The following is a 22,049-nucleotide window of genomic DNA, read 5'->3' as shown; positions in this document are numbered from 1 at the left end:
CACCATGGCCCGCACCCACCCCGAAGGCTGGCGCCTGCTCCCCGCGGAGGGCGCGCGCGGGCGCGAGCTCGCCACCCTCGCCCGCCTCGCCGCCGCGTTGCCCGAGGACACCACGATCTACCACGGCCTGCACTGGACGCGCGCCGAGGGTCGCACGGCGGTGTTCGGCGAGGTCGATTTCGCCGTGGTCGGCCCGGGCGGGCGGGTGCTGCTGGTCGAACAGCAGGCCGGCTTCCTCGACGAGACGCCTGCCGGCCTGCTGCGCCCCGGCAGGCGCCGCGCGGCGCAGCTCAGCGTCGAGCTCGCGCGCAACGCCGACGCCCTGCGCGCCCGCCTGCGCCCGCTGCTCGACGGCACCGAGCCCGTGCTCGACGTGCTGCTGCACTGCCCCGACCACAGCGTGCGCCAGCCCGGCACCGCCGGACTCGACCCCGAGCGCATCGTCGACGCCGGCCGGCGCGACCAGCTCCCCGCGATCGTCGCCGCGCTGACGCGGCCGCAGGAGGGCGACCCGGCGCTCGACGCCGCGCACCGCCAGGCCCTCCACCGCTTCTTCGCCGACCTGCTCGAGCTGGTGCCGGACGTGCAGTCGCACATCGGCCAGGTCGAAGACCTCACCACCCGGCTGTCGGGCGGGCTCACCGAGTGGGCGCGCCGCATCGTGGTCGAGCCGCACCGCCTGCGCGTGACCGCCACCGCCGGCAGCGGCAAGACCCAGCTCGCGCTCGCCGCCTACACCGACGCGCTCGCCGCCGGCCGGCGCCCGCTCTACGTGTGCTACAACCGTCCGCTCGCCGACCACTTCGCGCGTATCGCGCCTGCCGGCGGCGAGATCGCCACCTACCACCAGCTCTGCGACCGCCGCGTGCGCGACGCCGGCCGCAAGCCGGCCTTCGGCGCGCCCGGCGCCTTTCGCCGCATGGAGGCGGACTTCGCCACCCTGGTGCGCGAGCAGCCCGATCCCGCCTGGCAGTTCGACGAGCTCATCATCGACGAGGGCCAGGACTTCACCGAGCCCTGGCGCGATGCCCTGCTCGCGCTGCTGAAGCCGGCGGGGCGCGCCTGGTGGCTGGAAGACCCGCTGCAGAACCTCTACGACCGTCCGCCGGTGGCGCTGCCCGGCTGGGTGGGGCTGAGCGCCGACACCAACTACCGCACCCCGGCCGACGTGCTCGCACTCCTCAACGCCCGCCTGCCACTGCCCGCCCCGGTGCGCGCCGGCAGCCCGGTGACCGACAGCGAACCGGAGCTCTTCGCCTGGCGCGACGAAGCCGGGCTGATGGATGCCACCAAACGCGCGATCACGCGCGCCCTCGGCCTGGGCTTCCGCCGCGACGCGATCGTGCTGCTGACCTTCCGCGGCCGCGAGCATTCGCGCTTCACCCCGCTCGACCACCTCGGCCCCCACCGCCTGCGCGCCTTCACCGGCCGCTACGACCTGCTCGGCGAGCCGGAGCACTCGCAGGGCGAACTGCTGATCGATTCGGTGTATCGCTTCAAGGGCCAGTCGGCGCCCTGCATCCTGTTTACCGAGATCGACTTCGAGACGACGGGCGGGCGAATGGACGAGCTCACCATGCGCAAGCTCTTCGTCGGCGCCACGCGGGCGACGATGAAGTTGATCCTGGTGGCGTCGGAGCGTGCGGCGGCCGCGCTCGCGCCGGTCGCGGAAGCGGGCTGAGGCGCCGCCCCCCGAACGCGGCGGGTCTCCGGGAAACGTAGCGCTACCCAACCGCCGCCATCGCGACTCGCGTCGCTCCTGCGAAGAACACCACGTTCCTGGAGCCGCGCTGCAGGAACGACGCGAGTCGCGAGCGGCCGTCGGGCTGCGACGCAGGATGCCGCGCCGCTGCGCGCTCAGACCTTCAGGTCGACCTGGCTCAGCGTGCCGACCCCACCGTCCTCGCGCAGATAGACGCCGCTCGCGCGCATCACACCCTGGGTGTCGTGCGCAGCGCCCTTCAGGCTGAACGGTGTCGCCACGCGGCCGAGGTGGAGGGCGCCGACGCCCGCCTCGCTCAGCGACCGCACGCTGCCCTTGCCCGCCGCATCCGGCCGCCACACGCGCAACTGCGACCAGGCGGCATCGGCCTCGTCGATCCAGCCGTTGGCATCGTCGTCGAGGCGGGCGAGTTCGGAAAAGCCGTCGCCGCTGGCGGGTCCGAAGAGCTCGCGGCCATCGTCGATGCGGCCATTGGCGTTACGGTCGAAGGCGAGGACGCCGCTGCCGCTCACCAGCGGAAGCTTCTCCCTGGTGCCGTCGCTATCCAGATCGAAGTCGAAGCGCACCTCCGAGAGCGCCGCCGCGGGGCCGCCGAAGTCGAGCACCAGTGGATCCTTCAGGCGCTGGTCGCCGGCGCGCACACTGACCGCCACCGACTCGGTGTAGCTGCGCGACATCTCGAAGCCGAGCTCGAAACGGATCTCGGCACCGTCCGCGGTGCGCACCACGCCGGCGGCGCCGAAGGAAATCGTCTCGGTCTCGCTGAAGCGGCTGCTGAAGTCGTATTCGAGCCCGAAGCCGGCGCGCCGTGCACCAGCCTGGCCGCTCGTACCCGGGTTTGCGCCGGTCTCATAGCCAGGCTCGGCGGCGTCGGCAGACTGCAGGTCGCGCATGCTGAAGCGCCGCACCGGCTCGCCGGTGAGGAACTCGATCATGCGGATCAGCATGGCGAGGCGCGGATCGTCTTCGACCGCCTCCTCGGCGACCGCGTCCACCGCCGCAGTCGCGCTCTCGGCCGCCAGGGCGTTCTGGCCCGCGGCGGAGAGCGCCACCACCGGGGGCTGCGTGCTCGCCGCTGCGGAGCCGGCATCGCGCGTGCCTCGCCAGACTTCGAGGCGCTCACGGGTCTCCAGCGACTGGGCGAAACGGTGCGAGGACTGGAGCTCGACACTGGACGCGGTGACTTTCATGTCTAAGGCCTCGCAAAGGTGACTGACCGGTACACCTAACGACATCCCGTCACGTTCCTTGACCGCGATCGGCCGCCTCGAAGTCCATCTGCGGGGACCGACGCCCGCGCCGCGCCGTCGACGGGCGAAGGTATTCGAGGTGCATCAGAAACTCGTTGAGCATTCATGAACACGTTCTATATTGAATATGCGCTCGATTGCAGCCCACGCACCGACATCCCTCGCATTCCTCGATGACATCCAGCTCGGGAGATCACGAATGTCCGCCCCAAGAGCCTATCGATTTCTGCTCGCCCTCGCCGCCGCGGCGACCGTCTCCAGCAGCCACGCAGCAGCCATCGCCTCGCAACCCTTCGACATCGGTGTCGACATGGTCCAGGTATTCAACGACCGGCTCGGCGCTGGCCGCTTCTTTGCCGGTGCGGGTACGGACCGCCTGCGCGTGAGCGCAAGGGTGACCCCCTCGCCGGATACGGACTTCTACGATCAGAGCTCGAACGGCGGCGAGACCGCGATCTTCGTCACGCACCCCTCCACTCCTGGGCTCGATACCCGCCTGCAGTTCGTCGGCCTCCAATCCGGCGGCGGCGGCGGCAAGAACGACTACACGACGACCTTCAATCTCGCCAATCCCTTCGTACAGGGGCAGCTCGCCGCCTGGGACGCGACCCCGTTCGCGTTGCGAATCGAGAACCCGTCCGCCCCCGGCGGCGAAACCACGAAGTGGGTCACAGCCCCGGACTACGACAGCAGCGTCAACCTGCCCTTCCTGCAAGATGTCGCGATCACCGGCGGCGGCCTCGCCCCCACCCTGTCGTGGACCGTCCCGCACACCACCGCGCCGATCACCAACATCCGTATCCAGCTTCGGCGCATCGACGCCGAGGAGCCCGGGCGCATCACCGCGGCGACGCTCGTGCACGAGGCCGTCCTGCCGCTGGGCAGCAACGGCTACACCCTGGATCAGGCCTTCAGCAACGGCGGGCTTCCCGGGCTGCCGAGCGGCCTGGAGCAGGGGAGCAAGTACGAAGTGGCGGTGATCCTCGAATCCGCCGAACCCGGCCTGATCAAGGGCCGCGCACGCACCTTCTTCGAGTTCACCCCGCTCACGGACGACGCCGGCGACAGGACGATCTACCTGCCGAGCGTGGACAGTGCGGGAAACTTCAACTTCGACATCGAGGTGAGGGCCGGCGAGACCATCCTGATCGATCCGGTGGTCGCGGTCGGCTATGACTATCAGATCGGCAGCGGGGATCCACTGTTCGCAAGCGTCACCCTGCCGAACGTCGGTGACGGAATCTTCGAACTCTGGCTTTACGACCTGAACCTCGCCGACTTCGTGTTCGAAACCTTTCTGGACGCAGGAGAGCGCTTCGACTTCACGGGCGGCGGCGTGGATCGGTTCCGCGTGCTCGGCATCGAGCCGTCGGCAGGACTGGATCCGACCGATGTGCAGGCTTTCGTGACCGAGATCGGTTTCACCGGGAATGGCCGGTTTACCGGTCGCATGACCCCGATCACCACCAATTTCACTCCCGTGCCGGAACCGTCCTCGCTCGCGCTGCTGGCCCTGGCGGTGCTGGCGCTCGGAGGACTGCGACGCAGTTGCCGCGCCGGAGGCTCGCTGCGCTAGCATGAGCGGATTCCCGCTTCGCCCGGAGTCCGCCATGAGCAACAAGCATCGCCACACCCTGGAAGCGATCTTCCGCGATCCGCCGGCCGGCAACCTGCACTGGCGCGAGGTCGAGTCGCTGCTGAGCCACCTCGGCGCCGAGGTCGAAAGCGGCCACGGCGCGCGCTTCCGCGTCGTGCTGAACCGGCGCGAGTTCTACCTGCACCACCCGCACCACGGCAGCGACTTCGGCAAGCAGGCGGTGAAGGACCTGCGCGAATTCCTCGCCAGCGCCGGCGTGTCGCCGTCGAGCTACCAGGACGGCACGGGCTGACGCAGCGCGCCCGACCGCATCGCGGTCGCGGGGCTTCGCCGCCGCGCCACGCGCCCGGAGGCGTGCGACGCAGGAATCCGGGCGCTCCAGCCGGCAGGCCGCGCGCGTCCTCGACGGGCGTCGCTCAGGCGAGCGAGCGCGCGAGCTCCGCGATCGCCTCGTCCTTGTGGCCGCCGTCCGCCTCCGCCCACTCGGGGTGGGCGCGGGCGCGGCCGATCGCCTCGGGCAATGCATCCTTGCGCCAGCGCACGCTCACCGGGTCGGCGATCATCGGCATGCCTGCGCGCCCGGCATCGAACTCGATGGGCTTCACCGCGGCGTGGCCGCGCCCGTCCAGCGCGACCAGCAGGCTGCGCTGGCGCAGCGCGACGATGCGCAGGATGGCGTCGTCCACGGTGAGTTCGCGGTGGCCGCGCAGCTTGGCGGCGAGGCGCTCGCCGTAGTGGCCGAAGGTCTGCCACAGGCCGCCAGCGATAGCGCCGAGGGCGGCGGCGGCGCCCAGCGTGAGGCCGCCGGTCATCAGGTCGATGCCGACGCCGGCTGCCGCGCCCGCGGCGGCCCCGGTGCCGAGGCGCACGCCCATCTGGCGCAGGGTCTCGGGGTTGAAGAGGTCGTCGTCCCAGCGTCCGTCGGCGAGCGGCAACTCGGCCATGCGCGCGTCGTCGGCGCGGAAGCGGTACAGGCGCAGCAGCGCGTCCACGCAGGCCTGCTCGCGACTGCGCACGTCCGCGCGCAGGCGCTCGACCGCGCGCTGCAGCGCAGCCTCGTCGTCCTCGGAATCGGCGAGGCGGTCACGGCGTGCGGCGAGCTCGACCAGCAGCTCGGCGACCAGGCGGCGGGCGGCTTCGCGACGCGCCGCGGCCTCGCGCGCACGCGCCTCGATCAGGGCCTGCAGGCGGCCGCGGTGGCTGTGGATCAGCGTCGCCAGGGTGTCGAAGAGTTCGCGCTCGCCGTCGAGCGGCGGCGCCACGGTGTCGAAGCTGACCACCGCATGCAGACCGAGGCGGGCGAGCGCGCCGCGCCAGTCGTCCGCCCGCGCCACCGGATCGGCGATGAAGTTGAGTACCGGCAGCAGCGGTCGCGCGCACGCGGCGAGCAGCTCGAGTTCGTCACGGTGCTTGGGCAGCACCGGATCGCGCGCATCCACCACATAGAGCGCAGCGTCGCTCGCCAGCATCTGGCGCAGCACCTTGGCCTCCTGCTCGAAGCGGCCGGCGGCCTCGTCGCGGGCGAGGAAGCGCGCCACGCGCTCGGGGCCGTCGACACGCTCGCCGGGGTCGACCAGATCGTCGATGAACTCGAGCAGTGCGATCGCGTCCTCCATGCCCGGGGTGTCGAAGAGCTCCGCCGCCGGCACCCCGTCGGCCATCAGGCGCAGGCCCTCGACGTGGCGGGTGGTGCCGGCGGAATCGGAGACCTCGCCGAAGCCCACGTCGCGCGCGAGCGTGCGCAACAGCGAGGTCTTGCCGGTGTTGGTGTGGCCGACCACGGCCACGCGCAGGATGTCGTTCATCGGGCCTCGTCTCCCCGTTCCAGCCAGCCGCACGCGGCGCCCGCGTCCGCCAGCGCCGCCGCCTCGCCCAGGCCGATCCCGGCCAGGCCCTCGCGCCACTGGCGCAGCCGCCCGGCCTGCTCCGCCGCGGCATCGACGCCGGCCAGCCAGATGCGGGTCGCCTGCGCGTGATCGGCAAGTTCGGCGATGAGGCCGAGGCTGCCGCGATCCGGGGTCTGGCGGGCATCGACGGCGACCACCAGGCGCACCGGCGGGTGGGCGGCGAAGCGCGCGCGCACGCTGCGGCGCTGCTCGCGGCTGTCGAGTCGGCCGCCGTCCTGCCAGGCGAGCGCGACCGCAGCGTCGTGTGCGCCAGCGAGCGCATGCGGCCACGCCAGGTCGTCGCCGAGTTCGAGCGCCACGGCCACCGCTCCGCCGTCGCCATGGGCGACCGCGGCGTGGCGCTGCGGGTGGGGCATCGCCGCCGGCTCGGGGTCGCGCACGCCGATGCGTTCGCTGTCGGGCATCAGCAGCGGGCGCAGGCGGGCGTAGCCTGGGCGGCCGAGGTCGAGCGCAAGCGCACGCGTCGCGCGCCGCCACAGCCCGAAGCAGAGCAGCGCGAGCGCCAGCCGCGGCAGCACGCCGTAGATCGTCATCGCCCCCACCAGCCAGCCGGCCCAGGCGCGCCGGCCGGCCTCGTCCAGCATCGGGGCGTCGCCGCTCGCCAGTACCGTGGCGGCGTCGGGCACCGGAAAGCCGAGCATGCCGGGCAGCGCGCCAAGCGCCGCGCTCAGCGCGACGAAGGTGTCTGCGGGCAGGATGGTGGTCTCCCACACGAAGCCGTAGCGCCGCGTGGCGAGCAGCGCCAGCACGCCCAGGGTCGCACCCGACAGGGCACCGAACCACAGCGCGTGGTTGGCCGCGCCCACGCCCCACGCGGCACTACGGCCACTGCCGAGCAGGCCGCCGAGCGCGAGCGGCAGGTCGGCGGCTTCGCGGCTGCGGTCGAGCCAGCCGGTCAGGGCCAGCCAGGCACGACCGAGCAGGCCGCCGTGCTGCAAGGCACCGCCTTGTACGCGCCCCTGCAGCATCAGGCTGGCGAGCCACAGGAGCAGGCTCAGCAGATGCACGCCGAGCAGACCGCCGAGGGTCCACACCACATTCACCGGCCGCGTGCCGTCGCCGAGCGCACCCGCGGCGGCGCCGAAGCCGAACACGAAGGCGAGCACGCAGGCGAGCACCAGCAGCACGCGCGCGCGCCCCTGCCAGCGCCGGATCGCCTCGCGCCAGCCACCGGCGGCTTCGAGCACGGCCGCGCGGCGCAGCACGCGGGCCTCGAGATCGCCCGCGACCGCACGCGCCTCGGCGTGCGCGCGCGCCTCGTCGAGCGGCGGATGGCGTTCTTCATGGCGGCGGACGAGCTCGGCCAGCCAGCGCAGGGACAGGGAGTTCGGCGGGAATGACGTGGGCACGCGGGGTCCGGACGAAAGGTCGGCGAAGTCGGGAAGCGGAAGGATAGCAACCTCGCCGGCGAAGCGCATGGACTCGACCGCCTGTGCACGGATCCGGCGCCGATCCGCCATGGCAAATGGGTTGAGCCGGGCGAGAATTGATCTCAATCAATAAACACCCAGCCAAAATCGTTAGCCTTGTGGCTTCCGCCCACCACCGGACGCGCCCATGAGTACCGACCTGTTCCATTGGACCGACGAGTTCAGCATCGGCCTGCAGGAGATCGACGAGCAGCACAAGGAGCTCGTCGAGCTGCTCAACCAGCTCCACGTCGCGATCAAGGAACACCACGGCTCGACCACCTCGCGCCAGATCCTCGACAAGCTCGCCGACTACACCCGCACCCATTTTGCGGTCGAGGAGAGCCTGATGCGGGTGTCGAATTACCCCGAATTCGCCACCCACAAGCAGAACCACGAGGACCTGATCGCCCAGGTGCAGGCCCTGCAGGACAAGCTCGACTCCGGCCAGGCGACCATCACCTTCGAACTCCTGCACTTCCTCAAGGTATGGCTCACGCGCCACATCAACGAGGCGGACAAGCGCTTCGGCGCGTATTTCGTCGAGGCCGGCGGAGCCAGCAAGTGGTCCGATCACGTCGAGCAGGCGATGAAGAAGCGCAAGTGGTGGTGGAAGTTCTGGTAAGAACGGCAGGCCAGGCCTCAGACTCCTCCACAGGCAACCCGACTCACCCTTCCGGAAACACGACGATGCAGCACACTTCCACGGTCCGACTCGCCCTCCTCGCCCTCGTCCTCGCCGGCAGCCTCGGCGCCACCGCCGCACACGCCGAAGCGCTCGCCTGCCCCACGCTGTCCACGGCGACCCAGGTCCAGCCCTGCCCGACCGAGGACGAACTCAAGTACACCTACACCGGCTACTGCAGCGACAACGCCCGCCTGTACGGCCGCGACGTGCTCACCTGCGCGAGCTTCGAGAACTACAAGGAAGTGAAGAACGTCGCACTGTGGGAGGCCGAGGGCGGCAAGTTCGACGGCTACCTGTCCTGCAACGTCGACGCGGCCTCGATCAAGGCCTCGAAGGCACAGAAGCTGAGCATCGAGCGCGTCAAGACGCTCACCCGCGTGATCTGCGACTACGAGAACGACCACCGCCTCGTGCATCGCACCAAGTCGGAGTGCGTGGTGGAGGCCGCGGACTGCAGCGGCGCCGAGTGCAAGGCGCGCTGCGACTGAGTAAGCCGAGCCGGCCGCGGGACCGCGACGCAGGCGGCGGGGCCGGAGCTCGAACGCGGGCGGCGGCGGATTCGTCCCTTCAGTCCGTGCGGCGCGGCAGCTGCCCGGTGAAGCTGCCCAGGATGGAGATCACCTCGTCCTCGGCGAGCTCGCGCACGATGAACACCAGCCGGCTGCGGCGGTCGTCGTAGGGCGCCGAATCCGGCCAGGCCGGCAGGCTGCTCGCCGGATAGACGCTGTGCTGCACGCACTGCAGCACCCGCGGCAGCGGGTCGCCGGCGACGTTGAGCAGGCCCTTGATGCGCAGGATGCGTCCGCCGTAGACCTGCAGCAGCAAGGCGAGCCCGTCGGAGAAGCCGAACCAGTCGAGCGGCTCGTCGAAGACGAGCACGAAGGCGCTCACGCCGGGGGTGTGGCGCGAGTTCTCCTGCTCCGCGGCCGTGAGAGAGTGAACGCCGGCCCCGCTCCGGCCCGGCCTGCGCCACAGTGGCGCAACGGGTGCACGATGCGCGGCGCGCACTGCCTCCTCGCCCAGCCAGGCGGCCACGTCGGGGGTCTTGCCCGCGGGGTCGTACAGACCGCAGCCGAACACCGCCTCCGGCCCCACCTCCCCGCCCGCCACCTCGATCTGGCGCGCGCCGGGGTTGAGCGCGGCCACCAGCGCACCCACCTCGGCGCGCATCGCGTCGGCGGCCAGATCGCCCTTGGTCAGCAGCACCCGGTCGGCCATCGCGACCTGGCGCACCGCCTCGTTGTGGTGGGCGAGCTGTTCGCGCGCATGGGTGAGGTCGACCGCGGTCACCACGCCGTCGAGCCGGTAGCGCTCGGACAGGAAGGGCTCGGCCATCAGGGTGTGGATCACCGGCGCGGGGTCGGCGAGCCCGGTGGTCTCGATCAGCACCCGGCGCAAGCCCTTCAGCTCGCGCCGCAGCGCACGCATGAAGAGGCTCTTGAGCGCGCGCACCAGGTCGCCCTGCACGCTGCAGCAGATGCAGCCCGAGTCGAGCACGACCAGGCTCTCGTCCACCTTCTCCACCAGATGGTGGTCGACCCCGACGGCGCCGAACTCGTTGATCAGCACCGCGCTGCCCTCCATCTGCGGCTGGCGCAGCAGGTGGTTGAGCAGGGTGGTCTTGCCGGCACCGAGGAAGCCGGTGAGGAGGGTCACCGGAATGCGGCGGTCGACGTCGGCGGATTGCGCGGGAATGTTCATGGCGCCGCAGTGTAGCCGGCGCACCCGACGATCAGAAGCCTGCCGCGAACCCGAGCGCCGATCGCGACTTGCGTCGCTCCTACAGGCGCCACTGCAAGCGCGGTGTTTCTTGTAGGAGCGACGCGAGTCGCGATACGGCGCTGCAGATGGCAACCGACGCCGCCGAGTACATGGGCGCTGCGTCGAGACTCTCGTCGCGCCTACGGGCGGCCGGATCGCGGTGGGTGGGAAGGGGCGGTCACTGCCAGCCGCCGCCGAGCGCCTTGTAGAGTTCGACGCGGTTGGTCGCCTCGATGAGGCGCACGCCGATCAGCTCCAGTTCGGCTGCGTAGAGGCTGCGCTGGGCGTCGAGCAGGCTCAGGTAGCTGTCGACGCCACCGCGGTAGCGGGCGTCGGACAGCTTGAAGCTGTTCTGCGTCGCCGCCACCTGCTTGCGCCGGGCGTCGATGCGCTCGGCGACGGTCGCGCGCTCGGCGAGGGCGTCGGCCACTTCCCTGAACGCCGACTGGATCGCCTTCTCGTACTGGGCGACGTTGATGTCGCGCTGGATCTCGGCGAGATCCAGGCTGGCCTGGAGGCGGCCGGCCTCGAAGATCGGCAGGCGCAACTGCGGCACGAAACTCCACGCCCCCGAGCCGCCGTCGAACAGGCCATCGAGCGTGCTGCTCGCGGTGCCGGCGCTGGCGGTGAGCGTGATGCGCGGGAAGAAGGCTGCACGCGCAGCGCCGATGCTGGCATTGGCCGCGAGCAGGGCACGTTCGGCCTGCACGATGTCGGGACGGCGCGTGAGCACCTCGGAGGGCACCCCGGCGGGGAGCTCCGCCACCGTCGCAACCGCCTGCTCGAGCCCGTCCGGCAACAGCGTGTCCGGGACACCGCCGCCGACCAGTTGCGCGAGCACGTTGCGGTCCTGCGCAACCACCGTCTCGAAACGTGCCGCATCGGCACGCGCGCTCTGCAGCAGGGTCTCGGCCTGATGCACGTCGAGCGCCGACACCGCCCCCAGCTCCAAGCTGCGCCGCACGAGATCGAACGACGCCTGGCGGGTCTGCCGGGTGTTGTGCGCCAGCGCCAGGCGTTCGCGGTCTGCAGCCAGGCGAAGCCAGGCATTGGCGACTTCGGCCACCAGGCTGATCTGCGCGCTGCGGCGAGCCTCCTCGGTCGCGAGGTAGTTCTGCAGCGCCTGCTCCTCGAGGCTGCGCACGCGGCCGAAGAAATCGAGCTCGTAGCTGGCGAAGCCGAGGTTGGCCGAGTACTGGCGGCTGACGTTGGAGTCACCCGTCATGCTCAGGTCGCCCGGCACGCGCTGCGCACTCTGCCCGCCGCTGACCGCGATCGACGGGAACAGGTCCGCCTGCTGGATGCCGTACTGCGCGCGCGCGCGCTCGATGTTGAGCGCGGCGACGCGCAGGTCGCGGTTGTTCTCGAGTGCGAGCGCGATCACCTCGCGCAGGCGCTGATCGGCGAAGTAGTCGCGCCAGGCGATGGTGTCGGCCAGGGGCGCCACCACCGGGGCCGCGGTCGGCGTCGCCTGCGGGAAGGTCGCCGGCACCGGCGCCGCGGGGCGCTCGAACACCGGGATCATCGAGCAGGCGCCGAGCGTGGCGGCGGCGAGCGCCACTACCAGGCTGCGCAGCGTCGTGGCTGCACGCGCGCGACGGACGCTCGACACCGGCACCGAATCCGGCACGAGCAGGGCTTTTGCGTGGGTCTTCATCTCAACGTCCCTCCTGGGCGATCGGCGCCACGGCCTCACCCTTGGGCTTGTCCGGGAAAACGCGCTTGATCGCGACATAAAACAGCGGCACGAAGAACAGGCCGAGCAGCGTCGCGGCGATGGTGCCGCCGAGCACGCCGGTGCCGATCGCGTTCTGGCTGCCGGCGCCGGCGCCGGTGGCGATCGCCAGCGGCAGCACGCCGAAGCCAAAGGCGAGCGAGGTCATGATGATCGGGCGCAGACGCATGCGCACCGCGGTCAGCGTGGCCGCGATCAGGTCCTTGCCCTCCTCTTCCATCTGCGCCTTGGCGAACTCCACGATCAGGATCGCGTTCTTCGACGACAGGCCGATGGTGGCGAGCAGGCCGACCTGGAAATACACGTCGTTCGACAGCCCGCGCCCGGTGGCGGCGAGCAGCGCGCCGAGCACGCCGAGCGGCACCACCAGCATCACCGCGAACGGCACCGACCAGCTCTCGTACAGCGCCGCCAGGCACAGGAACACCACCAGCAGCGACAGCGCGTACAGCGCCGGCGCCTGCGAGCCGCTGCGGCGCTCCTCATACGAGGTGCCCGACCAGTCGTAGCCGATGCCCGGCGGCATCTTCGCCATGATGTCCTCGACCGCCTGCATCGCCTCGCCGGACGACAGCCCGGGCGCGGCCTGGCCGAGCAACTCCATCGACGGCTGGCCGTTGAAGCGCTCCAGGCGCGGCGAGCCGTAGGTCCACCGTGCGGTGGCGAAGGCCGAGAACGGCACCATGTCGCCCGTCCTGTTGCGCACGTACCACTTGTCGAGGTCCTCGGGCGTCATGCGCGCGTGATCGTCGCCCTGCAGGTAGACCTTCTTGATGCGGCCGCGATCGAGGAAGTCGTTGATGTAGCTGCCACCCCAGGCGGTCGACAAGGTGTCGTTGATGTCGGCGACCGACAGCCCGAGCGCGCCGGCCTTGGCGTGGTCGATGTCGAGCTGCAGCTCGGGCATGTCTTCCTGGCCGTTCGGACGCACGCCGACCAGGCGCTTGTCCTGCGCCGCCATGCCGAGGAACTGGTTGCGCGCGGCCAGCAGGGCCTCGTGGCCGAGGCCGGAGCGGTCCTGCATCTGCACGGTGAAGCCACCCGAGGTGCCGAGTTCGATCACCGCCGGCGGCACGAAGGCGAACACCATGGCCTCGCGGATCTGCGCGAACGCGCCCATCGCGCGCCCGGCGATCGACTTGACGTCCTGGCCGGGCGCGCTGCGCTCGTCCCAGTGCTTCAGGTTCACGAAGCCGATGCCCATGTGCTGGCCGCTGCCGCCGAAGGAGAAGCCGGCGACGGTGAAGATGGCGCGCACGGTGTCCTTCTCGTTCTCGAGGAAGTGGTCCTCGACCTTCTTCAGCACCTCGAGCGTGCGCTCCTGGGTGGCGCCGGCGGGCAGCATGACCTGGTTGAACATCACGCCCTGGTCTTCCTCGGGCAGGAAGGAGGTCGGCATGCGCACGAAGAGCAGGCCGAGCACCGCGACGATGGCGAGGTAGATGGCGAGGAAGCGCACGCTGCGCTTGAGGATGCCGCCCACGCTGCGCTCGTAGCGCTGGGTGCCGTTGTGGAACTTGAGGTTGAACCAGTGGAAGAACCGGCCGAACAGGCCACCTTCGCCATGCTCGTGGCCCTTTTGCACCGGCTTGAGCATGGTGGCGCACAGCGCCGGGGTGAACACGATGGCCACCAGCACCGACAGGCCCATCGCCGACACGATGGTGATCGAGAACTGGCGGTAGATCACGCCGGTCGAGCCGCCGAAGAAGGCCATCGGCACGAACACCGCCGACAGCACCAGGCCGATGCCGACCAGCGCGCTGGTGATCTGGTCCATCGAGCGCTTGGTGGCCTCCTTGGGCGGCAGGCCCTCCTCGCTCATCACGCGCTCGACGTTCTCGACCACCACGATGGCGTCGTCCACCAGCAGGCCGATCGCCAGCACCATGCCGAACATGGTGAGCGTGTTGATCGAGAAGCCGAAGGCCGCCATCAGGCCGAAGGTGCCGAGCAGCACCACCGGGATCGCCATGGTGGGGATCAGCGTGGCGCGGAAGTTCTGCAGGAACAGGTACATCACCAGGAAGACCAGCACCACCGCCTCGATCAGCGTCATCACCACCGACTCGATCGAGATCTTGACGAAGGGCGTGGTGTCGTACGGCACGACGTACTCGACGCCTTCGGGGAAGTAGCGCTTCATCTCGTCGAGCCGGGTGCGCACCGCGGTCGCCGTGTCGAGCGCATTCGCGCCCGAGGCGAGGCGGATGCCTACGCCGGCTGCGGGCTGGCCGTTGAAGCGCGCGACGGTGCCGTAGTTCTCGGCGCCGATCTCGACGCGGGCGACGTCCTTCAGGCGCACCTCGCCGCCCTGGGTGCTGCTGCGCAGCAGGATGTCCTCGAACTCCTGCACGGTCTGCAGGCGGCTCTGCGCGGTGATGGTGGCAGTGAAGCCCTGGCCTGGCAGCGCCGGCGTGCCGCCGAGCTGGCCGGCCGAGACCTGGGTGTTCTGCGCCATCAGCGCGGCGCGCACGTCACCCGGGGTGAGGCGGTAGTTGGTGAGCCTGGCGGGGTCGATCCACACGCGCATCGCGTACTGCGCGCCGAAGACCTGCACCTCGCCCACGCCATCCACGCGCGACAGCGGGTCCTGCACCGAGGACACCAGGAAGTCGGACAGGTCGGTGCCGGTCATCGAGTTGTCCGCCGACACGAAGCCGACCACCATCAGGAAGTTCATCGCCGACTTGGCGACCGTCACCCCCTGCTGCTGCACGGCCTGCGGCAGCAGCGGCAGCGAGGTCTGCATCTTGTTCTGCACCTGCACCTGGGCGATGTCCGGGTCGGTGTCGGCGGAGAAGGTGAGCGTGGTCGAGGCGTTGCCGTAGGCGTCGCTGGTCGACTGCATGTACAGCAGGCCGTCGAGGCCGGTGAGCTTCTGCTCGATGATCTGCGTCACCGAGTCTTCCACCGCCTTGGCGGAGGCGCCGGGGTACTTGGCGTTGATGACGATCGCCGGCGGCGCGATCGACGGGTACTGGGACACCGGCAGCTGCTGGATGGACAGGGCGCCCGCCAGCATGATGACGATGGCGATGACCCACGCGAAGATGGGTCGGTCGATGAAGAAACGGGCCATGGTCGGCTACCTCAGCTGGCCTTGGGCGCGGCGGCCGGCGGCGCACCTGCCCCGGCTTCCTGCGCCTGCACCGGCGTGCCCGGGCGGGCCTTCTGCAGGCCTTCGACGATGATGCGCTCGCCGGCCGTCAGGCCGCCGGTCACCACCCAGTCCGAACCGAGCGATTGCGCCACCTTCACCGGGCGCGCCTCGACCTTGCTCTCGGCGTTCACCACCATCACCAGCGCGTTGCCGAGCGGGTCGCGGCTGAGCGCCTTGTGCGGCACCAGGATCGCGTCGCTGCGCGTACCCTGCGGCAGGCGGGCGCGCACGTACATGCCCGGCAGCAGCACGCCGTCCGCGTTGGAGAACTTCGCACGCAGGGTGACGCTGCCGGTGCCTTCGTCCACCGTCACCTCCGACAAGGCCAGGCGGCCCTCGACGGCGTATTCGCTGCCATCCTCGAGGATCAGCTTCACCGGCACCTCGCCCTTGGCGCCCGTCTGCATGCGGCCGGCGGCGATCTCCGCGCGCATGCGCAGCATGTCGGCGCTGGACTGGGTGAGGTCGACGTAGATCGGGTCGAGCTGCTGCACGGTGGCGAGCGCCTGCGTCTGGTTGGCGGTGACCAGCGCGCCCGGCGTCACCGCCGAGCGTCCGATGCGCCCGGAGATCGGCGACTTGAGGCGGGTGTAGTCGAGGTCGATGCGCGCCTTGTCGAGCGCCGCCTTCGCCGCGGCGACCTCGGCCTGGGCCTGCTTCAGCGCGGCCTGGGTGTCGTCGTTGGCCTGCTTGCTGACAGCGTCGATCTTGACCAGCCCGGCGTGGCGTTCGGCCTTGATGCGCGCGACCTGGGCATTGGCCTCGGCACGGGCGAGCGCCGCCTTGGCGCTGTCGTGGGCAGCCTGGTAGGGGGCGTCGTCGATGCGGTAGAGCACCTGCCCGGCCTTGACCTCGCTGCCCTCGTCGAAGGCGCGCTGGGTGAGGATGCCGGTGACTTGCGGGCGCAGCTCGGCGATCAGATAGGGCGTGGTGCGGCCGGGCAGCTCGGTCACCATCGGCACGCTGCCGCTGGCGACCGTCATCACGGTCACCGCCGGCGCCTGCGGCGGCGCCCCGGCGCCCGGCGCGCCGCCCTGTTGTTCCTTGCCTCCGCTGCAGGCGGCCAGGACCAGGGCGCTCAGCGCCACCGCAGCCGCGGACCTGAAAAGGGGTTGGGAGCTTGTCTTCATTGGAGCCTCGTGAACGCGAGAAACGACGACACCGGCGTGCGACTGTTGATCGCTGGCCGACATCCCGCTCATTAGAATGGTTATTCTAGATCGAACGCTCATTCTATGTTATGGTTTGCTGCATCGCAAGATTTTTAAGGACATCGTCCCGCCCCGGTGGTTCATCGCCGGCGGGAGCGAAGGGCTGACCGGAGCAGCATGCAGATCACGGACCCCACGCCCCACACTACCGAAGCCTCGCGCGCCACCGCCCGTCGCCAGCAGATCCTCGCCGCCGCCGCGCAGTGCTTCCGCGAGCACGGCTTTCATGGCGCCAGCATCGCACGGATCTCGAAGATCGCGGGCATGAGCGCCGGCCATATCTACCACTACTTCGAGAACAAGGAGGCGATCATCGCCGCGATCGTGGCGCAGGATCTTGAAACCCTGCTGACCCTGACCGCCGAGCTGCGCGCCGCCTGCAACGTACGCCATGCCTTGATCGAACGCGCCGCCGAAGGCGTGCTGGATCAGCTCGACCCCGACAGCGCAGCGCTGAAGGTGGAGATCGTCGCCGAGGCCGCGCGCAACTCACACGTGGCGCAGATCGTCCGCGAGGCCGACGCCACCTGTCGGCGCGAACTGATGGTCACCATCCGCGCCATCCGCAGCGCCGCCGGCCACGACGACACGCCGGAAGCAACTGCCGACATGGTCGAAGTGCTCGCAGCCCTGTTCGAAGGCCTGCTGCTGCGCACGATCCGCAACCCCGAGCTCGACCGCAAGCACGTGGCGCAGCGCATCCAGCTCGCCATCAACGATCTGCTCGACCAGCCGGGCTGAGCTTCCGGCACCAGGCATCCCCTCGGCTTGACGAACGCATGACCAAGTCCTAGACCAGTCATAGCGGCGCACTGCTCTCGCGCCGCGCAACGGCAAAGGACCACAACAACGTCCCGACGGAGACCCAAATGAACAGACTGCTCGCCTGCGCGGCGGCGGCACTGCTGCTGAGTGCCTGCGCATCCACCGAGAAAGAACTTGCCGACAAGGGCATGAAGCCGCTCGACGCGGCGAAGGTCCGCACCCTGCTGTCCGGCAACACTGCAACCGGCACCACCGCGTCCGGCAGCGGCTTCATGATCTACAACGCCCCCGACGGCACCACGCGCGGCAAGAGCGGCAACAGCAGCGACACCGGCAAGTGGGACGTCACCGCCGACGGCCAGCACTGCAACCATTGGACCTCCTGGCGCGGCGGCGAGCGGCGCTGCGCGCGGCTGTACGAGGCGGACGGCGAAATCCGCTATTTCGACGGCGGCAACTACGCTGGCCGCTTCAAGATCGAGCAGGGCAATCCCTACAAGCTCTGAGAATCAATGGGGTCGGACTCGATGATCGTCCCGGTCGGCGACCGATCGAATCCAACCCCACTGAATCCGGGCCTTACAGGTAGCCGAGCTTCCCCGGCAGCCACAGCGCGAGCTGCGGGAACACGATCATCAGCGTCAGCCCGGCACCCATCGCCAGCACCAGCCAGATCACCCACTTGAAGGTCTCCTCCATGCCGATCCCGGCGATGCGCGAGGTGATCATCAGGGAGATCGCCATCGGCGGGGTGAACTGGCCGATGGCGAGGTTGATCGTCATCATCACCCCGAACCACACCAGGTCCCAGCCCATCGCCACCGCGATCGGCACCAGCAGCGGCAGCAGGATCAGGAAGATCGAGATCGCGTCGAGGAACATCCCCGCCGCGAGCAGCAGCAGGTTGATCGACAGCAGCATCAGCCATTCACTGGAGTGCAGGCCGACCAGCGCCTTCGCCGCGGCGTCGAAGATGCCCAGCGTGTTGCCCGCCCAGGCGAATACCGAGGCGATGCCGATGATCATCAGCACCACCGCCGACAGCTCGCCGGCCTCGACCAGCACGCGGAACAGGCCCCTGAAGCTGATGCTGCGATACACCACCATGCCGACGAAGATGCCGTAGGCCACCGCCACCACCGCCGCCTCGGTGGGCGTGAAGATGCCGGTGCGCAGGCCGCCGAGGATGATCACCGGCGCCAGCAGGCCCCAGATCGCCTCGATGAAGCTCTTGCCGAGCGGCGGGCGCGCGGCCTTGTAGTCGCGGCCGAAGCCGTACTTGCGGCTGATCACGATCGCCGGCACGAGCAGGCACAGTGCGGCGACGATGCCGGGGAACAGGCCGGCGGCGAACAGCGCCGGCACGGTCGCCGCGGGCACCATCACGCTGTAGACGATGAAGGCCACCGAGGGCGGGATCACGATCGCGGTCGAACCCGAGGCGGCGATCAGGCCCGCCGAGAAGCCCTTCGGATAGCCGCGCGCGATCATCGACGGCAGCATCACCGCCGCCACGGCGGCCGCATCGGCCGGGCCCGAACCGGAGATGCCGCCGAGCAGCATCGACACCAGCACCGCCACCACCGCCAGCGAGCCGGTCCATTCGCCCACGATCGCGGTGACGAAGCGCACCAGGCGGATGGCCACGCCGGAGCGCTCGAAGATCATGCCGGCGAGGATGAACATCGGGATCGCCAGCAGCGGGTACTTGGCGATGCCGGCGTAGATGTTGGTCGGCACCGCGAGCTGGTCGAAGCCGGCCATCGCGAGCACGGCGATGCTGGCCACGCCCAGGCCGGTGGCAAGCGGCATGCCCGCGAGCAGGGCGAGCAGGAAAAGGCCGATGAGCACGCTGCCGATCATGCCCGCCCCCGCACCCGGGTCAGCACCAGGCGCAGCACCAGCGCCGCCGCCAGCACCGGCATCCACACCGTGTACCACCACTGCGGCACGCCCAGCGCGGGCGAGGTTTCTTCAAACCGGTACTGGTCCCAGGTGAGCTTGCCGGCGTAGAAGGCGATGAAGGCGAACAGGCTGGCGGTGACCGCGAACGACAGCCAGTCGGCGAACGCGCGCAAGCCCGGTGGCAGCTTGCGGACGAAGAAATCGACGCGGATGTGGCGATCGAAGGCGAAGGCGGCCGAGGAACCCAGGAAGGACAGCACGATCAGCAGCGCGATCGAGAACTCCTCGGTCGCGGCGAAGGACTGCGAGGTGAAGTAGCGCGCCAGCACGTTGCCGAAGGTGATCAGCACGATCAGCCCCATGACGGTGCCGGAGAGGATCTGCTCGATCGTGTAGGAGGCGGGGGATTCGGCGTCGTGCGGGGGTGATTCGATATTCATGGGTTCAGGGTGCCTTCAATGGAAAAAGGCCGGACAGCCCGACTTCGGTACTGTCCGGCCCGCGCACTGCGGGTGCGGATCAGCGCTTGGCGATGTCTTCCTCGGCCTGCTTGACGAGGTCGGCGCCGATCTTCTCGGCCCACTCCTTGTACACGCCCGCGGTGGCCTGGCGGAAGGCGTCGCGCTCGGCATCGGTCAGGCGCACCACGGCCACGCCGTTGGCCTCGATCTCCTTCAGCAGCGCGTCGTCGGCCGCCGAGATGCCGGCGCGCGCGCGCGCGATCTCTTCCTTCGCAGCCTGCTGCGCGGCCTCGGACACGGCCTTGCGGTCGGCCTCGGACCACGAGTTCCACACGGACTTGTTCACCACGAAGATCAGCGGGTCGGCGACGTAGCCCCACAGGGTCAGGTTCTTCTGCCCCACGGTGTGCAGCTTGGCGGCGTTGAACACCGCGAGCGGGTTCTCCTGGCCGTCGACCGCGCCGGTCGCCATCGCCGGCTGGGCGTCGGCCCAGCTCATCTGCGTCGGGTTGGCGCCGAGCGCGTTGAAGGTGGCGAGGAAGAGCGGGGAACCGACCACGCGCATCTTCATGCCCTTGACGTCCTCGGGCGTGCGGATCGGCTTCTTCGAGTTGGAGACCTCGCGGAAACCGTTCTCGCCCCAGGCCAGCGGCACCACGTCGCGCTCGGCGAGGATGTCGAACATCTTCTTGCCGACGCGGCCCTGGGTGAGCGCGTCGATCGCCTTGTGGTCGGGCATCAGGAAGGGCAGCGCGAACAGGTTGAGCTCCTTGACCTGCGGCGACCAGTTGATCGTGGAACCGACCGCCATGTCGATGATGCCCTGGCGCAGCGCGGTGAATTCCTTGGTCTGGTCGCCCGACACCAGCGAAGTGCCCGGATACACCTTGATCTTGATGCGGCCTTCGGTCTTCTCTGCGACCAGGTCGGCCCAGCGCTTGGCGCCCCAGCCCCACGGGAAGGCCTCGCCGAGCACCGTGGAGAGCTTGTACTCGTCCTTGTACTGCTGGGCCGTGGCCGGCATCGAGAAACCAAGCGCGGTCGAGGCGAACAGGCCGGCGATGAGGGCGGTGAAGCGGCGTTTCTGCATGAGGCGTCTCCGTGTTGTGCTTGTTTTTCCGGCTGCGCGGCACACGGTGCGGGCCTCCGGAGGATGGGAAGGAGGGTCGATTCTACAAACCGGAGGCCCCCACGGCCAGCGCGGAGACGGCGGGCCGATCGAGCGTGGGCTTCGGGCGCGGGACGCGGCCGGGGGCGGCGCTTCGTTTCAAGGCCACAATTGCGACTTGCGTGGCGCAGCCAGGGGCGTCGGGGGAGCGGCGTCGGATGGGCGTCGGGAGGGGGCGTCGGGCACTCGCCATGCGCGCGGCGGTTCATTGACCGCCGCGATCGCGACTTGCGTCGCTCCTACAAAAACCGCCACGCCCAGGGCTCCCCTGTAGGAGCGACGCAAGTCGCGATCGCAGCGCTCGAAACCCGCGCGTGCCGCTATTCCCGCGCACCGCCCTGCGCGAGCACCCGCCCGAGGAACTCCACCAGCCGCCCGACGTGGTGCTCGAGGTCGACGAAGGATTCGTGGTCGCCCGACAACGTCATCAGCTCGACCGGCGTATCGCCACGCATCGCGTAGATCTGCATGGCCTCGTCGATCGGCACCACCTCGTCGTCCGCGCCATGCACCAGCAGCACCGGGCGGCGAATGCGGGCGATGGTGTTCACCGGCGCGATGTCGTCGAAGCGGTGGCCGATCGTCTTCTGCACGTAGTCGAGGATGTAGCGCCCCAACGGCTTCTCGGGGATGCGCTTGCCCGCCAGCCAGCGCCGCATCATCGCCGCCGGATGCGAGAACGCCGCCACGCTCACCACCGCCGCCACCTGCGGCCTGCGCGAGGCCGCGAACAGCACCGCGCCCGCCCCGACCGAATGGCCGAGCAGCGCGATGCGCGCCGGATCCACCCCGGGCTGCGCCGCCAGCCACGCGAAGGCGTGCTCGGCGTCCTCGGCAAAGCGCGGCAGCGAGGCGAAGCTGTCGTCGTCGCTTGCGCCGTGGCAGCGCGCGTCGACGAACAGCATCGCGTAGCCGGCCTCGTGCAGCGGGCGGGCGAGCGGCAGCATCAGCGCCGCATTGCCGCCCCAGCCGTGCATCACCACCACGGCCGGTGCGGATTCGAACTCGGCACGAGCGTCATCGCGCTCGCCGTCCGCAAGGTCCGCGCCCGGGCTTGCAGCGTGATCCGATCCATCACAGGCGCTCCCCGGCGCCGGAATGAACCACGCATGCAGCGACTTCCCATGCTCGGTGCCGATGCGCAGCGTCTCGAACGCCAGCCCGAGCGCGCCCGGATCGGTGTGATGCGGCACCCGCGGCGCCGCCAGGCCCTTGCGGATCCCCCAATGCACCAGCGCCCGCCCGCCGGCGAGCGTGGCGGCGCCGGCAGTGAAGGCTGCGATCAGTCCGGGTGCGCCCATGCCGT

At 70.0% G+C, this 22,049-nt stretch carries 18 protein-coding genes; 7 read left to right on the top strand and 11 right to left on the bottom strand.

Translation table 11 applies throughout. The features are described from left to right. The first annotated feature begins 4 nt into the window (after positions 1 to 4). Positions 5 to 1,681 (top strand): ATP-binding domain-containing protein, encoded by a 1,677-nt coding sequence (locus tag PO78_RS05190; protein ID WP_043742525.1) that lies wholly within the window; start codon positions 5 to 7, stop codon positions 1,679 to 1,681. A gap of 176 nt (positions 1,682 to 1,857) precedes the next feature. Here the strand turns inward: PO78_RS05190 and PO78_RS05185 are convergent, their stop codons facing one another. Then, on the bottom strand, positions 1,858 to 2,913 hold the full coding sequence (locus tag PO78_RS05185; RefSeq protein ID WP_043742523.1) for a hypothetical protein: 1,056 nt from the start codon (positions 2,911 to 2,913) through the stop codon (positions 1,858 to 1,860). A gap of 187 nt (positions 2,914 to 3,100) precedes the next feature. On the opposite strand from PO78_RS05185, the gene PO78_RS05180 reads away from it, so the two are divergent. Together PO78_RS05180 and PO78_RS05175 are read left to right on the top strand one after the other, a co-directional pair. Beyond that, a complete protein-coding gene (locus PO78_RS05180; RefSeq protein ID WP_231570625.1) occupies positions 3,101 to 4,549 on the top strand; it encodes a PEP-CTERM sorting domain-containing protein in 1,449 nt (482 codons plus the stop codon). Positions 4,550 to 4,583: 34 nt separating this feature from the next. Then, positions 4,584 to 4,862 carry a type II toxin-antitoxin system HicA family toxin gene (locus PO78_RS05175; RefSeq protein WP_004325032.1) on the top strand — a complete coding sequence of 93 codons (279 nt, stop codon included), beginning with the start codon at positions 4,584 to 4,586 and terminating at the stop codon, positions 4,860 to 4,862. Positions 4,863 to 4,986: 124 nt separating this feature from the next. Here the strand turns inward: PO78_RS05175 and PO78_RS05170 are convergent, their stop codons facing one another. After that, positions 4,987 to 6,375, bottom strand: a complete 1,389-nt coding sequence (locus PO78_RS05170; RefSeq protein ID WP_043742521.1) for a GTPase/DUF3482 domain-containing protein — start codon at positions 6,373 to 6,375, stop codon at positions 4,987 to 4,989. After that, the gene (locus tag PO78_RS05165; protein WP_231570624.1) at positions 6,372 to 7,826 is read right to left on the bottom strand and encodes a DUF2868 domain-containing protein; all 1,455 of its coding nucleotides are present in this window, start codon (positions 7,824 to 7,826) and stop codon (positions 6,372 to 6,374) included. Before PO78_RS05165 ends, PO78_RS05170 begins: the two co-directional genes overlap by 4 nt. A 208-nt stretch (positions 7,827 to 8,034) precedes the next feature. Here PO78_RS05165 and PO78_RS05160 point away from each other — a divergent pair, with 208 nt between their 5' ends. Both PO78_RS05160 and PO78_RS05155 read left to right on the top strand, forming a co-directional pair. Continuing rightward, a complete protein-coding gene (locus tag PO78_RS05160) occupies positions 8,035 to 8,511 on the top strand; it encodes a bacteriohemerythrin (RefSeq protein ID WP_004265753.1) in 477 nt (158 codons plus the stop codon). Positions 8,512 to 8,576: 65 nt separating this feature from the next. Then, a complete protein-coding gene (locus PO78_RS05155; protein WP_043742519.1) occupies positions 8,577 to 9,062 on the top strand; it encodes a hypothetical protein in 486 nt (161 codons plus the stop codon). A 79-nt stretch (positions 9,063 to 9,141) separates the two neighbouring features. Here the strand turns inward: PO78_RS05155 and PO78_RS05150 are convergent, their stop codons facing one another. The 4 genes from PO78_RS05150 to PO78_RS05135 all read right to left on the bottom strand — a co-directional run bounded on the left by PO78_RS05150 (position 9,142) and on the right by PO78_RS05135 (position 16,363). Further along, a complete protein-coding gene (locus tag PO78_RS05150; protein ID WP_012584479.1) occupies positions 9,142 to 10,275 on the bottom strand; it encodes a CobW family GTP-binding protein in 1,134 nt (377 codons plus the stop codon). Between the two features lie 238 nt (positions 10,276 to 10,513). Beyond that, on the bottom strand, positions 10,514 to 11,992 hold the full coding sequence (adeC, locus tag PO78_RS05145) for an AdeC/AdeK/OprM family multidrug efflux complex outer membrane factor (protein WP_043742517.1): 1,479 nt from the start codon (positions 11,990 to 11,992) through the stop codon (positions 10,514 to 10,516). Between the two features lies 1 nt (position 11,993). Next, positions 11,994 to 15,152, bottom strand: coding sequence for an efflux RND transporter permease subunit (locus tag PO78_RS05140; RefSeq protein WP_043742515.1), 3,159 nt, complete (start codon positions 15,150 to 15,152; stop codon positions 11,994 to 11,996). Between the two features lie 11 nt (positions 15,153 to 15,163). Next, positions 15,164 to 16,363, bottom strand: coding sequence for an efflux RND transporter periplasmic adaptor subunit (locus PO78_RS05135; protein ID WP_043742514.1), 1,200 nt, complete (start codon positions 16,361 to 16,363; stop codon positions 15,164 to 15,166). 198 nt (positions 16,364 to 16,561) lie between these two features. On the opposite strand from PO78_RS05135, the gene PO78_RS05130 reads away from it, so the two are divergent. Both PO78_RS05130 and PO78_RS05125 read left to right on the top strand, forming a co-directional pair. Beyond that, a complete protein-coding gene (locus PO78_RS05130; protein WP_004265737.1) occupies positions 16,562 to 17,185 on the top strand; it encodes a TetR/AcrR family transcriptional regulator in 624 nt (207 codons plus the stop codon). A 128-nt stretch (positions 17,186 to 17,313) separates the two neighbouring features. Further along, a complete protein-coding gene (locus tag PO78_RS05125; protein ID WP_004265734.1) occupies positions 17,314 to 17,715 on the top strand; it encodes a DUF995 domain-containing protein in 402 nt (133 codons plus the stop codon). Between the two features lie 73 nt (positions 17,716 to 17,788). On the opposite strand, the gene PO78_RS05120 is transcribed toward PO78_RS05125, so the two are convergent. From PO78_RS05120 to PO78_RS05105, 4 genes are all read right to left on the bottom strand, one after another. Then, the gene (locus tag PO78_RS05120) at positions 17,789 to 19,072 is read right to left on the bottom strand and encodes a TRAP transporter large permease (RefSeq protein ID WP_004265733.1); all 1,284 of its coding nucleotides are present in this window, start codon (positions 19,070 to 19,072) and stop codon (positions 17,789 to 17,791) included. After that, positions 19,069 to 19,554 (bottom strand): TRAP transporter small permease, encoded by a 486-nt coding sequence (locus tag PO78_RS05115; protein ID WP_004265732.1) that lies wholly within the window; start codon positions 19,552 to 19,554, stop codon positions 19,069 to 19,071. The genes PO78_RS05120 and PO78_RS05115 overlap by 4 nt, the downstream gene beginning before the upstream one ends. A 79-nt stretch (positions 19,555 to 19,633) precedes the next feature. Continuing rightward, a complete protein-coding gene (locus PO78_RS05110; RefSeq protein ID WP_004265731.1) occupies positions 19,634 to 20,665 on the bottom strand; it encodes a DctP family TRAP transporter solute-binding subunit in 1,032 nt (343 codons plus the stop codon). Positions 20,666 to 21,063: 398 nt separating this feature from the next. Beyond that, the gene (locus PO78_RS05105) at positions 21,064 to 22,044 is read right to left on the bottom strand and encodes an alpha/beta hydrolase (protein WP_004265730.1); all 981 of its coding nucleotides are present in this window, start codon (positions 22,042 to 22,044) and stop codon (positions 21,064 to 21,066) included. Between the last annotated feature and the right edge of the window lie 5 nt (positions 22,045 to 22,049).

This window comes from Thauera sp. SWB20 (assembly GCF_000831325.1).
Taxonomy (GTDB): domain Bacteria; phylum Pseudomonadota; class Gammaproteobacteria; order Burkholderiales; family Rhodocyclaceae; genus Thauera; species Thauera aminoaromatica.
The sequence above is the reverse complement of the archived record's forward strand: the minus strand, read 5'-3'. Positions and strand labels throughout refer to the sequence as shown.

Coding starts and splice junctions, on each gene's coding strand:
- PO78_RS05125 (WP_004265734.1), top strand. CDS start 17,314: ATGAACAGACTGCTCGCCTGCGCGGCGGCGGCACTGCTGCTGAGTGCC.
- PO78_RS05190 (WP_043742525.1), top strand. CDS start 5: ATGGCCCGCACCCACCCCGAAGGCTGGCGCCTGCTCCCCGCGGAGGGC.
- PO78_RS05175 (WP_004325032.1), top strand. CDS start 4,584: ATGAGCAACAAGCATCGCCACACCCTGGAAGCGATCTTCCGCGATCCG.
- PO78_RS05185 (WP_043742523.1), bottom strand. CDS start 2,913: ATGAAAGTCACCGCGTCCAGTGTCGAGCTCCAGTCCTCGCACCGTTTC.
- PO78_RS05160 (WP_004265753.1), top strand. CDS start 8,035: ATGAGTACCGACCTGTTCCATTGGACCGACGAGTTCAGCATCGGCCTG.
- PO78_RS05110 (WP_004265731.1), bottom strand. CDS start 20,665: ATGCAGAAACGCCGCTTCACCGCCCTCATCGCCGGCCTGTTCGCCTCG.
- PO78_RS05180 (WP_231570625.1), top strand. CDS start 3,101: ATGCGCTCGATTGCAGCCCACGCACCGACATCCCTCGCATTCCTCGAT.
- PO78_RS05135 (WP_043742514.1), bottom strand. CDS start 16,363: ATGAAGACAAGCTCCCAACCCCTTTTCAGGTCCGCGGCTGCGGTGGCG.
- PO78_RS05115 (WP_004265732.1), bottom strand. CDS start 19,554: ATGAATATCGAATCACCCCCGCACGACGCCGAATCCCCCGCCTCCTAC.
- PO78_RS05150 (WP_012584479.1), bottom strand. CDS start 10,275: ATGAACATTCCCGCGCAATCCGCCGACGTCGACCGCCGCATTCCGGTG.
- PO78_RS05155 (WP_043742519.1), top strand. CDS start 8,577: ATGCAGCACACTTCCACGGTCCGACTCGCCCTCCTCGCCCTCGTCCTC.
- PO78_RS05105 (WP_004265730.1), bottom strand. CDS start 22,044: ATGGGCGCACCCGGACTGATCGCAGCCTTCACTGCCGGCGCCGCCACG.
- PO78_RS05170 (WP_043742521.1), bottom strand. CDS start 6,375: ATGAACGACATCCTGCGCGTGGCCGTGGTCGGCCACACCAACACCGGC.
- adeC (WP_043742517.1), bottom strand. CDS start 11,992: ATGAAGACCCACGCAAAAGCCCTGCTCGTGCCGGATTCGGTGCCGGTG.
- PO78_RS05130 (WP_004265737.1), top strand. CDS start 16,562: ATGCAGATCACGGACCCCACGCCCCACACTACCGAAGCCTCGCGCGCC.
- PO78_RS05120 (WP_004265733.1), bottom strand. CDS start 19,072: ATGATCGGCAGCGTGCTCATCGGCCTTTTCCTGCTCGCCCTGCTCGCG.
- PO78_RS05140 (WP_043742515.1), bottom strand. CDS start 15,152: ATGGCCCGTTTCTTCATCGACCGACCCATCTTCGCGTGGGTCATCGCC.